The sequence below is a fragment of the Noviherbaspirillum cavernae genome (assembly GCF_003590875.1).
GTDB classification, from domain to species: domain Bacteria; phylum Pseudomonadota; class Gammaproteobacteria; order Burkholderiales; family Burkholderiaceae_D; genus Noviherbaspirillum; species Noviherbaspirillum cavernae.
In genome coordinates, this window is the sequence record NZ_QYUN01000003.1 from 680,171 (window position 1) to 694,622 (window position 14,452).

The window sequence follows — 14,452 nt, forward strand, 5'->3', positions numbered from 1 at the left end:
TGATGAAAAAACTCTCCATTGCGCTCATGCCGGTGCTGCTCGCGGGCTGCGCCTCCAGTGCGACGCCCAACTACGACGCCCGCTTCGGTGACGCCGTGCGCGAGGCGCGGCAGCGCATGACGATCAACCAGGACGCCGGCAAGAATGCCGACCCCGTCGCCGGCATGGACGGCAAGGCAGCCAGAGATGCGGCGGTGCTCTATCAGAAAACGTTCACCGCACCGCCGCCGGTGGTGAATGTCATCAATATCGGCGGAGGGGTTGGCAGCAAGTAGCGTCGGGATGGTGTGCAGACCGGATTCATCGCCGGCGCGGAATCAGAGGTTACCTGCTTTGGCAGGAAGTCGTGGAAGGGCAGTACCCGTGAAGCAGCAATGCAGTCTATGCGGTTCAACAATCATCATGAAAGGAAACAAAATGAACATCACTCTCAAATCACTTGGTCAATCCATCCGTTCCTTTGCGAAGGACGAGGAAGGCGCGCAGGTTGTCGAGTACGCGCTGATCATCGCCGTCGTGTCGATTGCGCTGGTGGTTGCACTCCAGCAGCTGACGGCCGCCGGCGGCGGATTCTCGGCTTTCATCACTCGCGTCACCAACTGCCTTACTAACGGTACATGCGCGGCGGCCCCCGCCGCCGGCGGCTGATAGCGGTGTCTCTCCGTAATTTGACCTGGTTGTAGCCAGCGGTGGTTGCGCGGTCGTCGACTGCGCAACCATTCGCAGAGCCGATCCGGTGTTCGACATCTTGCATGTTTCTTGTCCAGGTGATTGCCATGTTCATCCAATTTCTCGACGACGACGATGGCGCCCAAGTGGTGGAGTACGCGCTGATCATCGCGGTGATTTCCATCGCCCTGATCGTCGCGTTGCAACCGCTTACGACCAGCAATAGTTTTTCGGATTTCATCGAGCGCGTTTCCACATGCCTGACAACTCCTGCGGACTGTAGTTGAACCAGGTTGGATACAGAATCAATGCGGAAGCGAAATGACATACGGCTTCCGGCAGTTTCGTCATGGCGGCAACCCGAAAATTTGGCGGAGGATGAAATGAGATATGCGCGTCAACGTGGAAGCCAAATAGTGGAGTTCGCGTTTGTTCTGCCTGTCTTGGTTCTGATGCTGTTGTTGATCGTCGACTTTGGATTTTTGGTCTACAACAAGGCGGTCATCACGAACGCGAGCCGGGAAGGCGCACGCTTTGGCACGGTATTGACGGCAACGCCGTGGACGACCGCGTCGGTGGCGGCGGTGGCCTGCAATTACGCAAGGAATTCCGTGATCAATGTGAGTACCGGGACGCGTAACGCCAACTGCACCGGCACCGCCGATCCGACCATCGTGGTGTCCAACCCGAACGGCAATGTGCCGCCGCATTTCAACGATCCGGTGACCGTCACTGTTACCTACGCCTATTCGGGTTTTCTTCTCAATACGGCGAATGCCAAATTTGGCACCTTCCCGTTGAGCTTGACGGCTGCCAGCACCATGGCGCATGAGTGAAAAGGGGAATGTGATGATGCCTGGATCGCGCAGAAATCAGAAGGGTGCCGCCGTAATCACGGTGTCGTTCTGGTTCATCGCCTTGATCGGAATGACGGCGCTGGCGTTCGATATCGGTCATTTACTGATCGTCCGCAACGAACTGCAAAACGCCGCCGATGCCGCCGCCCTCGCGGGTGCCAATTGCCTGGACAAGACAACGGCCGTATCGGGAACCGATTGCACGAATACCGCTTCTGCCACATTGAACTGGACCATGGCCCGTACGAAGGCGAGCAATTCGATTGGATTCAACAAGTCGGACAGCAAGACCCTGGTCAACGGTACCGTGGAGACCGGCTACTGGAACGTCAACGGCGGAACCACGATGCAGGCAACCACGCTGACACCCATCGGCCCGTGCACGGTGGTGAGCGGCGTCATGACAACGGCGTGCGACAAACCCGCCGTCAGGGTGACGCTGAGCCGTACCACCGGGAGCAACGGTGGGGCGGTGGGAACGCTGATCGCGACGATGTTCGGCGGCGCCGCCATCCCGATTACCGCCAGCGCGGTGGCGGTACGCTCCGCGCCCGGGCAGGTAATGCCGGGAAGCCTGATTCCCATGACGATCAATAAATGCATGTTCGACCTGTATTGGGACTCGACGACCAATACGCCGAGAAACGCCACCACGGAGAGCCTGAAGGGCGTGCCGCAGGTCATCGGCCAGCCATGGGTAATCCGTATCGGCTCGTCCTACCACTATCCGAATTGCGAATCCGGCCAGTGGACTTCCTTCACCCAGGATGTGAATGATGTACCCACGGTAAGAGATCTGATCAATAACGGCAACCCGGATCCGCTCTCCATCGGGCAGGACACCTGGATAGAACCGGGTACCAAGTCATCGCTCTACGACACCCTCGACGACAAGTACCCGACCCCGCCAGGCGCGAACGTCACCGTACTCGTGGTGGACCGTCCGTCCGGTCTCGATAGCAAGGGAACCGCGCCCATCGTCGCCTTCGCCGGCTTCCATATCAACGATGTTAACAAGCAGGGCAAGTACATTCAGGGGCATTTCATCAAGGAAATTACCGTTACCACCGGCTCCAGTGGCATCGGGCCTTCCTATGGCATTTACACGCCGCCGCGCCTGGCCCAGTGACACCGCAACCCAAGCTAAAGAGACCCTATGAAGATCGCGCTAATCTCCCCGCATAGGAACCAGCTTCAAGAGCTGGGTCGAGCGCTTGAAACCGGTTCGCACGCCGTCGTGTGCGTTGACGCCGCGACGAGCAGCCTGCGCACCGTCGCCGAGCAGGAGCAGCCGGATTTGATGCTCATCGAGGGCATGTGCTGCGATCCCGACGAGCTGCATCAGGTCGAGCATGTCACCACCCATCATCCGAATACCGCAGTCATTCTGATCTGCGCCACGCATACGCCGGAGTTCCTGATCAATTCGATGCGCGCAGGCGTGCGCGAGGTGCTGCCGTCGCCCGCCGATGCCGATGCGCTGCAGGCGGCGGTACGGCGCGTGGCAGCAAAACGTGAAGGAAGCAGCGGCCAGAGCGCCGGCAAGATACTCGCCTTCATGTCGTGCAAGGGCGGCAGCGGCGCGACCTTTCTTGCGACCAATCTCGGCTTTCAGCTGGCCGAAACGAGGAATGTGCTGCTCATCGACCTGAACCTGCAATTCGGCGACGCGTTGTCCTTTGTGCATGACGGCAAGCCGGCTTCCACGATCGCCGATATCGCGCATGACATCAGCCGGCTCGACGCGTCGTTTCTGGCGGCCAGCACGGTGAAGATTGCGCCGAACTTCAGCATCCTCGCTGCGCCGGAAGACCCTGCGCACGCGATGGAAATCAAGCCGGAACATATCGATGCCATCCTCCGGCTGGCCGTCGCGCAATACGATCTCGTGCTGCTCGACATGAACCGCTCGCTCGACACCATCGCGGTCAAGGCGCTGGATCGCGCCTACCGGATTTTCCCGGTGCTGCAGGCGGGCGTGCCCTATCTGCGCAACGCCGGCAAGCTGCTGAAGGTGTTCGAATCGCTGGGCTATCCGACGAGCAAGATCGCGCTGATCGTCAATCGCTACGAAAAAGGCGGAGAGGTGGGACTGGACGACGTGCGGCGCACGATGGGTGCCGTCAATCTTCACACGGTTTCCAATTCCTGGAAGCAGGTCAACGCGTCGATCAACCACGGCAATCCCCTGGTGCAGATGGCCCGCTCCAACGTGGTGACGCGCAACCTCGCCGATTTTGCGCTGTCGCTCAATCCGCGCGAGGAGGAAAGCCGCGGTTTGTTCGGGCGTTTGTTCAGCCGGGCTTGAGGAGGGATTCGTGTTCTCTGCAAAAACCCCCCATCCCCATCCCGGCATTCCCCTTGAAGGGGAGTGAGTATCAGGTGATGCGATCGGCGCCGCAATTGTTGATTCGCGATCAAGCGCAAAGTCAGTACACCACAACGGAGCAATGGACATGTCCCTGCGAGAAAAACTGAATGTCGTCGCCATCGAGCCGCTTGCGCGCGGAGAGCGGCAGCGCGCGAGCGATGCGTACAAGGAATTGAAGGGCAGGATACATCTCAAGCTGCTGGAAAAATTCGATCTCTCGGCGCTGGAAATGCTGACGCCGGAAAAGCTGCGGCAGGAAATCTCGTCGATGGTGGAGCGCCTGCTGCAGGAGGAACAGGCGGCGGTCAACGAGGCGGAGCGGCACTCCCTGATACGCGACATCCAGCACGAGATGCTCGGCTTCGGACCGCTTGAGCTGCTGATGGCCGACCCGACCGTGTCCGACATCCTGGTCAACTCGTACGACCAGATCTATGTCGAACGCCACGGCATGCTGGAACTGACCGATGTCAGCTTCACCGACGAAAAGCACCTGCTGCGCATCATCGACAAGATCGTGTCGCTGGTTGGTCGGCGCATCGATGAATCCAGTCCGATGGTGGATGCGCGGCTGCCCGACGGCTCGCGCGTCAACGCCGTGATCCCGCCGGTGGCGCTGGACGGTCCGATGATGTCGGTCCGGCGTTTTGCGCATATTCCGCTCAAGATGGAAAACCTCGTCAAGGACCTCAAGACCCTGACGCCGGAGATGGCCTACCTGCTCGAAGGCCTGAGCAAGGCGAAGGTCAACATGCTGATCGCGGGCGGAACCGGCGCGGGCAAGACGACGCTCTTGAACATCCTGTCCGGTTACATTCCGGCGGCGGAACGCATCGTGACCATCGAGGATGCGGCGGAGCTGCAGCTGCAGCAGCCGCATGTCGTGCGCATGGAAACCCGGCCGATGAACATCGAGGGCAAGGGCGAGATCACGCAGCGTGCGCTGGTGCGCAATGCATTGCGGATGCGGCCGGACCGCATCGTGATCGGCGAAGTGCGCGGTGCGGAGGCGGTGGACATGCTGCAGGCGATGAACACCGGCCATGAAGGTTCACTGACGACGATCCACGCCAACACGCCGCGTGATGCGCTCGCCCGGCTGGAAAACATGATCGGCATGGCGAACCTCAACCTGCCGCATCGCGCGGCGCGGCAGCAGATTGCATCGGCCATCACGATCGTCATCCAGGCGCTCAGATTGACCGACGGCAAGCGCAAGATCATCAGCATCCAGGAAATCACGGGCATGGAAGGCGACGTCATCACGATGCAGGAAATCTTCGCCTTCAGACAAACCGGCATCGGCACGGACGGCGCGGTGCAGGGCTACTTCCACGCGACCGGCGTCAGGCCCAAGTTCGCGGATCGCCTGCGCGCGTTCGGGGTGCAGCTGCCGGATGCCATGTTCGATCCGTCGAAGCATTTTCAGTAGAAGGAAGCGCGATCATGTTGACTTCGCTGGGTGGAAACTACTTCCTGACCGTCATGGTGCTGGTGTTTGTGGCGGTCGTGCTGCTGCTGGAAGGCCTGTACCTGATCTGGAAATCGTACAAGGGGCCGGAAGCGCGAAAGATCGAGAAGCGGCTGCTGGCGCTCTCCGCGTCCCATGACGACACGCGGCAGGCGCAATTATTGAAGCAGCAGATGTTGAGCGGGGTTCCCACGCTCGAGCGCTTCCTGCTGCGCGTGCCGCGCGTCCATGGCATGGACCGATTCATTCTCCAGTCGGGGCTGGACTGGACCGTATCGCGACTCCTCTTGTCATGTGCCGCGCTGGGCGCACTTGGCGTGCTGATCACGACCGTGCTCGCGCATCAATCGCTGTTGCTCGGCTTGCTGGTTGGCGGTGTGTGTGCGGCCATGCCTGTGCTGTACGTGCACGGCAAGCGGCGCAAGCGCCTGGGCGCGATCGAGCAGCAGCTGCCGGACGCGCTGGACCTGATGGTGCGGGCCTTGCGCGCGGGTCATGCCTTTTCGAGCGCATTGCAGATGGCGGGCGAGGAAATGCCGGAGCCGATTGCCGGCGAGTTCCGCATCGTCCACGACGAGGTCAACTTCGGGATCGCGTTGCAGCAGGCGCTGACCAATCTGAGCGAGCGGGTGCCGATCACCGATCTGCGCTACTTCATCGTGTCGGTGATGATCCAGCGCGAATCCGGCGGCAACCTGACCGAGGTGCTCGGCAATCTGAGCCGGCTGATTCGCGAGCGGCTGAAGCTGGTCGGAAAGATCAGAGTGCTGTCGTCCGAAGGGCGCCTGTCGGCCTGGGTGCTGGTGGTTCTGCCGTTCGCGCTGGCCGCTCTCATGAACTACGTCAATCCGGAGTTCATGTCGCCGTTGTGGAAAGACCCGATCGGCATCGTGATCCTCAAGTACACGCTGGGGCTGATGGCCATCGGCATTCTGATGCTGAGAAAGATCATCCGGATCCGCGTATAGCAAGGAGAGCGACATGATTGTGTTCCCGATACTCATCTTCATTTCCGTGACCCTTGGACTGGTCGGATTGTTCTTCTGGCTGACGCCGACCAGAACCAGCCAGCGCCTGCAGGCCATCGCTCAACCGGCGGAGAAGTCCGAGTGGATGGAAACCGTGGTCGGCATCGTCTCGCCTTTCGCGAAGCTGTCCACGCCGACCGGAAACTGGGAGACGTCGCCGCTGCGGGTGAAGTTCATCAACGCCGGCATCCGCCGCAACGACGCTCGCCTGATCTACTTCGGGCTGAAGACGCTGCTGCCGCTGTTGTTCGCCGGGATTGCCTATTTCGGCCTGCGGTCCGGCGCGCACACGGACAACAACCTGACCTTCCTGCTCTATCTCATGTCGGCGGCCCTGATCGGCTGCTACCTGCCCAATGCCTTCCTCCACTGGATGGCAAAGACCCGCAAGCGCGAAATCTTCGAGAATTTTCCCGATGCGGCCGACCTGATGCTGGTGTGCGTGGAAGCGGGCCTCGGGCTGGACGCCGCGCTCACCAAGGTGGCGGACGAGATCAGGATCAAGAGCGTCGCGCTGGCCGAAGAAATCCATTTGACCAATCTCGAAATGCGGGCCGGCGGCACGCGCGAAAAATCCCTGCGCAACCTCGCGCTGCGCACCGGCGTCGAGGAAATCGGCACCTTCGCCACCATGCTGACGCAGGCGGACAAGTTCGGCACCAGCATCGGCGAGTCGCTGCGGGTGTTCTCCGATGACCTGCGGTACAAGAGGCAGATACGGGCCGAGGAAACGGCGGCCAGGATACCGACCAAGCTGCTGTTCCCGCTGGTGGTCTGCATCTTCCCCGCGATCATCATGGTCATCATGGGGCCGGCGGTGATTCAATTGCTGCGCACGGTATTGCCGATGATGAGCGGCACTGCGACGTAGGCTTGCGACACGCCATGCACGACTGCCGGTCAAGCAGGGTTGTGCATGTCATCGGCGCTAGTTATCGGCGCAAGTCATCGCTGGATGCGGCAGATAGCCGTGTCACTGCATCGATGACAGGCAGGCAAAACACGAGAAAGAAACAGGGAGAAAGCCCTGTTTCGCTAATGAGACTGGTTGTGCTCCAATGCGCTTCCACCCAATGCCTCATGCATGTGCGCCCAGCCGTACGGCCTGGCGTCATGGGCACCGCCTGGCGCATGCAGTTGTGCGAGCCGGTGCTTGATGGCGTAGACATACAGTTCCAGCCGATTGGCCACGCCCAGCTTCTGGTAGATGGAGGTCAGGTGATTGCGCAGGGTGTGTTCGGAGATGAAAAGTCGCTGCGCAAGCGTCTTGTTCAATGTGCCGCCTTCCTCTACCAGCGTGTGAATGATCTTGCGCTCCCTGGCTGTCAGCGTTGCCTGCTTTTGCGCTTCGGCGTCGAGGCTGGTGGAACGGGCCGGATTCGTCATCTTGCCGAACACTCTGCCCAGGGTTTCATGATCGACCCACAGCTCGCCCAGGTGAATCTTTTCAATGGCCTTGAGCACCTGCTCCGCCGAGGCATCCTTGTGCAGCATGCCGCGCGCACCGGAGAGGATCGCCTGATCCAGCGTTGCCTGATCACGCATCCCGGTAAAGATCAGTATGCGCGACGCGGAATTGGCCAGCAGTGATGGAAAGATGTCGATGGAGCATGTTCCGCCGAGGTCGAGATCGAGCAGGATGACGTCGGGGATCGTGCGCGCGGCGTTGGTCACGACTTCCTCGCAGCTGCCTGCGGTGCAGACCAGTTCCATGCGCGTCCTTTCCGCTTCGATCAGCCTGCTCAGGCCCCAGAGTATGGTCGGGTGATCGTCGGCCAGCATGACGCGGATTTTCTGTTCAAGCGGTTTCATGGATGCACCTGTTTAGTGTCCTGAGTTGGAAATTCGCTACATAAAAGATGACGAGAATCACAGCGATACTGCGTCAAAAATGCTCGCAAGGCCTCGGCCTTGCTGTGTTTTTTTCCTTGTCTCGTCGCGATTTCATCACTTTTATTTGCAACGAATTTCTAACTCAGGACACTAGAGTGGTATTTCGACATGTACGGCAGTCGTGCCGCTCGCGCGCTGCCGGACGCGGGCGCTGCCGCCGAGAAGGGCGGCGCGTTCCGTGATCGAGCGCGGCGTGAAGGCTGGTGCTTGCATTGCCGCGCCTTCGTTCTCGATATCGATATCGAGCCGCCCGTCGATGCAGCGCAGGTTGACCAGGCCGCGTTGGGCGAGGGTGTGCTTGCAGATGTTGCTGATCCCTTCGTTCACGATCTGCAACACCTCGGCGGCAAGACGCCCGTTCACGTTGATGTCACCTTCCAGGTTGACGGCGATATCGATGCCGTAGAACTGCCTGACATGGCTTGTCCGCTGCATGAGCTCGGGCAGCAGCGATGCTTCCATGCCTGCGGTGCCGGCCTTGAACGTCGCGGCGTAGCTGCGCAAGTCGGCAATGACCTGCGTTGCCATTGCCGAAATCCTGTCGAGATCCTCGACCAGCGGATTGTCGGCGGCGGCGTTCCTGCGCACGGCGGCAAGGCCGTGCGTCAGGCCGATGTAGGGCTGGATGGCGGTATCGTGAAGATCGAGCGCGATCCTGTGCCGCTCGCGCACGGCGGCCTCCGACGCCATGCGGTCAAGCAGGTCGATGTTTTCGATGACGGGGAAGGCTTGCGCCGCGATGTTGTTCAGAAACAGGGCATCGTCCCCGGCGAAACGGCGTTCATCCGAGACGACATAGAGGCGTCCTTCCTTGTGCGGGGACGAAATGGGGACGCTGATGAAGGAGGCGGCATCGAGCAGATCGGCGATCTCGTCGTTGCACATGGCGTCGCATTTGATCCAGCCGCTGCGGCCGCCGGCATGCACTATGCATTGCGTCGCCGACGATCCCGGCCGGCGCGAACGTTTGCCGAGCGCGACGCGGCCGGCTGCATATGCCAGCAGCGGTGCCGCGATCGCCGGATCGACGTGATGCGCATCGGCCTGCGGCATCGCATCGCGTGTCACGGCCATGCGCAGGGAGTACGCGCCGGATTGCTTGTCGCGCAACACCAGGATGCAATTGCTGCCGCCATGGAATGTATTGATCCTGTCCAGCACGGAAGCGATGGTGCGGTCGACGCCGAAGCGCGGGTTCGACAGCTGGCTTGCATCGCGCAGCATGGCGAGGCGGCGTTGCCTCGCCGCATGCGATCCGCCCCAGCATGCGCTGACGCCGCCGAGCGCCAGCAGGATGGCGCTGCGCAGCAACAGGCACGCCACGTCCGCGGGCGCGGTCGATGCCAGCGCGCTGGCGCAGAACAAGACCGTCGATGCGATCGACATCCGCAGGCCTTCCGCGAATCCCCAGCGGAACGATGCGGCGAGAATCGCAAAGTTGAACGAGAGAAAAGCAAAACTGTGGATGCCGCCCGTGAGCAGCACGATCGCCTCGAACCACAGGACGTCGGCCCACAGGATCACGCGGCCTTGCAGAAAGGGAAGGGCAAACCGCGAGGCAAGGCACAACACGGCGCTGTAGACGACATGACCGGCAGCCGCAATCCAGGCGATATCGGACACCCGGTCGGGGTAAGCGCGATCGAAGACGATGGTCGCCAGTATCGCGACCGCCACGACCAGTCGGATGCTGCCGAGTACCGATGCATCGGCATCATCCGCAGCGGCAGCCGAAGTGGTATCCGGCACATGCTCCTGCTTGCCTGTCGATCGATATGCAGTCATGGCGCACTCACCTCGGGGAACCTGTTGGGGCAATCCTGCAACGCGTTGCTTCAGGTCCATGCGTCAGGAAGATGGACATGAAACTTCATGCATCGTGACGACATGTCGATGCGCGTTGCGCATGAAGTGCTTCCAGTAGATGCTTTTTGGACACTTTTGTTTTGAGCAACAACAAGGTTCGGGAGACTGGCGGGGAACTTTTTCAGGGTATGTACACAACCAGACAGGAAAATCTTGCACTGAGGCATCGATTTTTCCTTGCCAGCTGACTGCGCAAGCATTCATGTCAAATTGCGATATGGGACGACATTGCCTACCCTGATACAAGGGCTGATACGGGGAATGTCGTCCATTCCTGCAACCGCCGCCGGAGCGGGAGTGAAGAAAACAGGCGCTGGCGCAGGATAACGGCCGACCTCATCGCAGATCGATACCAACTTCGGCATGCGGCACAGCGCGTGCAACCGGACAAGGGTGATGCGCAGAGAAATGACATTGGCGTTTAGAGCGTCTAACAAAATGATTCTGAGGGTGTTGCGCCGCCTTGCCGTACAGTCGTACTGTCTGCGGCGGCGCGCCTACTCAGAACCGCTTCGCTTCATTTTGTTAGACGCTCTTAGCGTCATGCTTGCGATGGGCGGCTGCATGCTGCGTGCGGATGCCGCTGCAGAGCCCGTGACTCCCATCGATCCCGCGAACATGCCGGTTGTCGCATCGCGTTTCATGGTGACGATCACCGAACCCGGAACGTATCGTCTGAGCGGCAACCTGATCGTGCCGGATGCCGACACGACCGCCATCGAGATCAATGCCGACAATGTCATCATCGATCTGGGCGGCTACGCGATTGCGGGTCCGGTATCGTGTTCGCCACCGCCCGTATCCTGCTCTGCCACGGGTACGGGCAACGGCGTGCATGCGGTCAGTCGCGACAACATCGTTGTGCGCAACGGCACCATCTCCGGCATGGGCAACGTCGGCATCTACCTCGAAACGAATACCGGCAGAATTGAAAACGTCACGCTCGCGAACAATGCGGGCGGTGGTACGGCCCTGTTCGGCGGCGTCATCGTCGGCAGTGCCGTGCAGTCGAACGGCGGTGACGGCATCACGGGCATCGACCTCTTGCTGCAGGGAACTGCGGTGCGCGACAACGAGGCCTTCGGATTCAAGGCCTACGGCAACTCGGCCTACGCCAACAGCCTGTTCATCGGCAATAATCGCGGCGGCGCCCAGGTCAATGCCGTGCCAGAAGCGCGTGGCGGTAACCTCTGCAATGGGTCGATGTGTCCCTGAATCGGTGAACCGCTTGCAGCGCGCGTAACACGTCTTTGGAAAGGCCGGGATGTGTCATGCGTTGGCGGGTAGAACCCGCCCTACGGCAGATCGAGTAGGGCGGGTTCTACCCGCCAATACTGAGCGGCCCTACTTCGCAGGCAAGCTTCCTTGCGTCAGCACCGGCTGGGTGTCGCCGGGCGGCAGCGGCGCGGAGATGTAGAAGCCCTGTATCTCGTCGCAATGCAGCGTTCGCAGAATGTCGAGCTGTTTTTCATTCTCGACGCCTTCTGCCACGACCCGCATGCCGAGCGCATGCGCCATCGTGATGATGGCCTTGAAGAAGACCTTGCCGCGTTCGGTGCGTTCGATCTCGGAGGTGAAGGCACGATCGACCTTCAGCACGTCGAAGTCGAGCCGCTGCAACTGTGACAGCGACGAGTATCCGGTGCCGAAGTCGTCCACCAGCAGCTTGATGCCCATGCGGCGGATCGCGGTCAGCGCGCTGGAGACGTCCGGGCTCTCCGCCATCATCAGCGATTCCGTCAACTCGATCTCGACCAGGCTCGCGGCGATGCGATGGCGTGCCAGCGCGGACGAGAGCAGCTTCGGCACGTTGACTTCATTGAACTGGCGCGGCGACACGTTGATCGATACCGGCACCAGCGACTGCCCCGTCGTGCCCCATTGCGCCAGCTGTGCGCAGACCTTGTCGATGACCAGTTCGCCGATGCCGAGGATGAGAGTGCTCTCCTCGGCCAGCGGGATGAATTCGAGCGGGCTGATCAGGCCCTGCGTCGGATGATCCCAGCGCACCAGCGCCTCCATGCTGGATGTGACGCCGGTGGCAAGGTCCAGCCGAGGCTGGTAGTGGATGACGAACTGGTCCTGCTCGATCGACTGGCGCAGCTCCAGCTCCTGGTTGATGCGCACCCGCAAGGCGTCGTAGAACCGCTGGTCGTAGAAATGGAAATCGCCCTTGCCGCTCTCCTTGACCGAATACATGGCGACGTCGGCATGGCGCAACAGCGTTTCGGCATCCGTGCCGTCGGCGGGAAACAGGCTGATGCCGATCGAAGTGCCGACCGTGTGCACGCCTTGCGACAAACGGAAGCTCTGCCGGAAAGCCAGGTTGATGCGCGCGGCGACATGCGCGGCGTCCTCCTTGTGCTCGATCTGTTCGATGATGACGACGAACTCGTCGCCGCCCAGCCGTACCACGTGGTCGTGCGGGCGCACCGCTTCCTTCAGGCGCGCCGCCGCGTTGCGCAGCAGCTCGTCGCCCGCCGCGTGTCCCATTCTGTCGTTGACGCCCTTGAAGCCGTCGAGGTCGATGAACAGCAGCGCCAGCAGCGCGTCGTTGTCCTGCGCGTGGCGGACCGCCTTCGGCAGATAGGTCTGCGCCCAGTGCCGGTTGGGCAGATCGGTCAGGGGATCGATGTTGCTGCGCCGTTCCAGTTCATCGACGTGCGCCTTGACGTCGCTGATGTCGCGTACGGTGATCGCGAGATCGCCGTCGGAGCGCAGCATCTTGAGGTGCATCCATTGCGGCGTGAACGGGGAATTGGGCCGCACCTGCACGTCGTCCTCGTATTCGCCGCTTTCCATCGCGTCGCGCATCATGCCGATCAGGCGTTCGGGATCGGCATCTTCATACAGGAGCGAAATACGCTTGCCGATCAGGTTCTCGCGCCGCTGGCGTATGAATTCCGCGCCGCGCCGGTTGCTGTCGATGATCGCGAAATCGGAGATCGCGCCATCGGCGCCGGTGATCGCGCGGGCGATGTAGAAGCCCTCGCTGCCGCCTTCCGTCGCCATGCGGTACGTGACCTGCGTGATCTCCAGCTGGCGCTTGCGCCACCCCAGCCGCAGCGAGAATGCCATCGCGATCAGCGTGAATGCAGCCAGCGCAAGCGTTGCCCATAGTGCATAGCGGATCAGCGCGGCGGCATTGGCGTGGTAGGGCGCGAGCACTTCCTGCTGATCGAGGCCGACCAGCCCGATCAGCGGAAATTCGTCCGCTGCATCCCAGCCGACATAGCGGCTGCGCTTGTCGGAAAAGTATTGCGCGCCATCGAACAGAACGCTGCCGGCGGCCGCGTCGAAGCCCGGCAGCGCAGCCAGCGCGGGATTTTTCGCGGTATGCACGGTCGGGCCGATGCGCGCCGCGAGGATGCCGCCTTGTCCACCCACCACGCCAAGAAAGCCGTAGCGGCCCAGCGTGATCTCGTCGTAGTTCAACGTGAAGTACTCGGTCTGCACCGCGCCCACCACGGCGCCGTCGAACTTGCCGTCGGGGTCGGTGAGCCGGCGCGAAAACGGGATGACGATATCGCCGCCGGCCCTGCCCAGCACCGGCATGCCGATCTGGAGCGCGTCAGACGACGATTTCTTGAGCGCCTGGAAATACTCGCGGTCGGCGATGCCGGGATGCATTCGCGCGGGGCGTGAACTGGTCAGGTTCGCACCTTTGCGATCGACGATCATGACATTGAAGAGGGATTCGGCTGGAAACAATCCCGTATCCCGCGCATGTTCAAGCCGCAGGCGCCCGTCTGACAGCATCCATTCATATTTGACATGAAGCAGGATCTGATCAACGAACTGCGCCGTTCGCGTCAGGTGATCGGCGTAGTTGCGCGCCAATGCGGCCGCCTGATCGAGCGCGACGCTCTCGACGCGCTGTCGCTCATTGTCGAGATGCGCATTCAAGACACTCCAGCCGATGCCGGAAATCAGCAGTGCAATGACGGGCCACAGCAGCAGCAGACGAAAATTCCCTCGCACGAAGTCAAGTTTCTTCGCAGCATTGTGAATGTAAGCAGCAATATTGCGCATCGTCATCGTCGAACCGGCGGCGCTTCTCACATCCGTTGCATCACCGGTTCATCAGGGTTCACGGCCTGCGGCAACGCAGGGCTTGTGGCGTTATATCGCCGAAAAGCGGCTCGCATGGATATTTATAGTGAAGGTTTGAGCGGTGCGTCGCGAGACACCGCAAATCATGACGATCCCGTGCGCGATTTCCATCACTGCTTTACATCAACTGTGCAAGTGCATCCCGGTATTACTCTTGCAGGATCAGAGACTTCCATGCCGGCAG

The 14,452-nt window shown here is 61.0% G+C and carries 13 protein-coding genes; 10 read left to right on the plus strand and 3 right to left on the minus strand.

Going from position 1 to position 14,452, the window contains the following annotated elements:
* The first annotated feature begins 2 nt into the window (after positions 1-2).
* From D3870_RS21630 to D3870_RS21670, 9 genes are all read left to right on the plus strand, one after another.
* A complete protein-coding gene (locus D3870_RS21630) occupies positions 3-275 on the plus strand; it encodes a hypothetical protein (RefSeq protein ID WP_119743216.1) in 273 nt (90 codons plus the stop codon).
* 142 nt (positions 276-417) lie between these two features.
* Complete coding sequence (locus tag D3870_RS21635) at positions 418-648, plus strand: Flp family type IVb pilin (protein WP_119743217.1); 231 nt, start codon at positions 418-420, stop codon at positions 646-648.
* Between the two features lie 104 nt (positions 649-752).
* The gene (locus D3870_RS21640) at positions 753-956 is read left to right on the plus strand and encodes a Flp family type IVb pilin (protein WP_242490139.1); all 204 of its coding nucleotides are present in this window, start codon (positions 753-755) and stop codon (positions 954-956) included.
* Positions 957-1,037: 81 nt separating this feature from the next.
* Positions 1,038-1,505 (plus strand): TadE/TadG family type IV pilus assembly protein, encoded by a 468-nt coding sequence (locus tag D3870_RS21645; protein ID WP_158590544.1) that lies wholly within the window; start codon positions 1,038-1,040, stop codon positions 1,503-1,505.
* Between the two features lie 13 nt (positions 1,506-1,518).
* Positions 1,519-2,655: a pilus assembly protein TadG-related protein gene (locus tag D3870_RS21650; protein WP_242490140.1), complete on the plus strand. Its 1,137-nt coding sequence runs from the start codon at positions 1,519-1,521 to the stop codon at positions 2,653-2,655.
* A 27-nt stretch (positions 2,656-2,682) separates the two neighbouring features.
* The gene (locus D3870_RS21655) at positions 2,683-3,834 is read left to right on the plus strand and encodes a CpaE/TadZ family protein (RefSeq protein ID WP_119743098.1); all 1,152 of its coding nucleotides are present in this window, start codon (positions 2,683-2,685) and stop codon (positions 3,832-3,834) included.
* A 148-nt stretch (positions 3,835-3,982) separates the two neighbouring features.
* Complete coding sequence (locus tag D3870_RS21660) at positions 3,983-5,329, plus strand: TadA family conjugal transfer-associated ATPase (protein WP_119743220.1); 1,347 nt, start codon at positions 3,983-3,985, stop codon at positions 5,327-5,329.
* A 14-nt stretch (positions 5,330-5,343) separates the two neighbouring features.
* A complete protein-coding gene (locus D3870_RS21665) occupies positions 5,344-6,336 on the plus strand; it encodes a type II secretion system F family protein (RefSeq protein ID WP_119743099.1) in 993 nt (330 codons plus the stop codon).
* 13 nt (positions 6,337-6,349) lie between these two features.
* Positions 6,350-7,267: a type II secretion system F family protein gene (locus D3870_RS21670; protein ID WP_119743100.1), complete on the plus strand. Its 918-nt coding sequence runs from the start codon at positions 6,350-6,352 to the stop codon at positions 7,265-7,267.
* Positions 7,268-7,431: 164 nt separating this feature from the next.
* Here D3870_RS21670 and D3870_RS21675 read toward each other — a convergent pair whose 3' ends face one another.
* Both D3870_RS21675 and D3870_RS21680 read right to left on the minus strand, forming a co-directional pair.
* On the minus strand, positions 7,432-8,208 hold the full coding sequence (locus D3870_RS21675; RefSeq protein WP_242490141.1) for a LuxR C-terminal-related transcriptional regulator: 777 nt from the start codon (positions 8,206-8,208) through the stop codon (positions 7,432-7,434).
* 171 nt (positions 8,209-8,379) lie between these two features.
* Positions 8,380-10,074 (minus strand): sensor histidine kinase, encoded by a 1,695-nt coding sequence (locus tag D3870_RS21680; protein WP_158590545.1) that lies wholly within the window; start codon positions 10,072-10,074, stop codon positions 8,380-8,382.
* Between the two features lie 675 nt (positions 10,075-10,749).
* Here D3870_RS21680 and D3870_RS21685 point away from each other — a divergent pair.
* The gene (locus D3870_RS21685; protein WP_147375952.1) at positions 10,750-11,370 is read left to right on the plus strand and encodes a right-handed parallel beta-helix repeat-containing protein; all 621 of its coding nucleotides are present in this window, start codon (positions 10,750-10,752) and stop codon (positions 11,368-11,370) included.
* Positions 11,371-11,499: 129 nt separating this feature from the next.
* Here D3870_RS21685 and D3870_RS21690 read toward each other — a convergent pair whose 3' ends face one another.
* On the minus strand, positions 11,500-14,136 hold the full coding sequence (locus D3870_RS21690) for a bifunctional diguanylate cyclase/phosphodiesterase (RefSeq protein WP_158590546.1): 2,637 nt from the start codon (positions 14,134-14,136) through the stop codon (positions 11,500-11,502).
* Positions 14,137-14,452 lie beyond the last annotated feature (316 nt).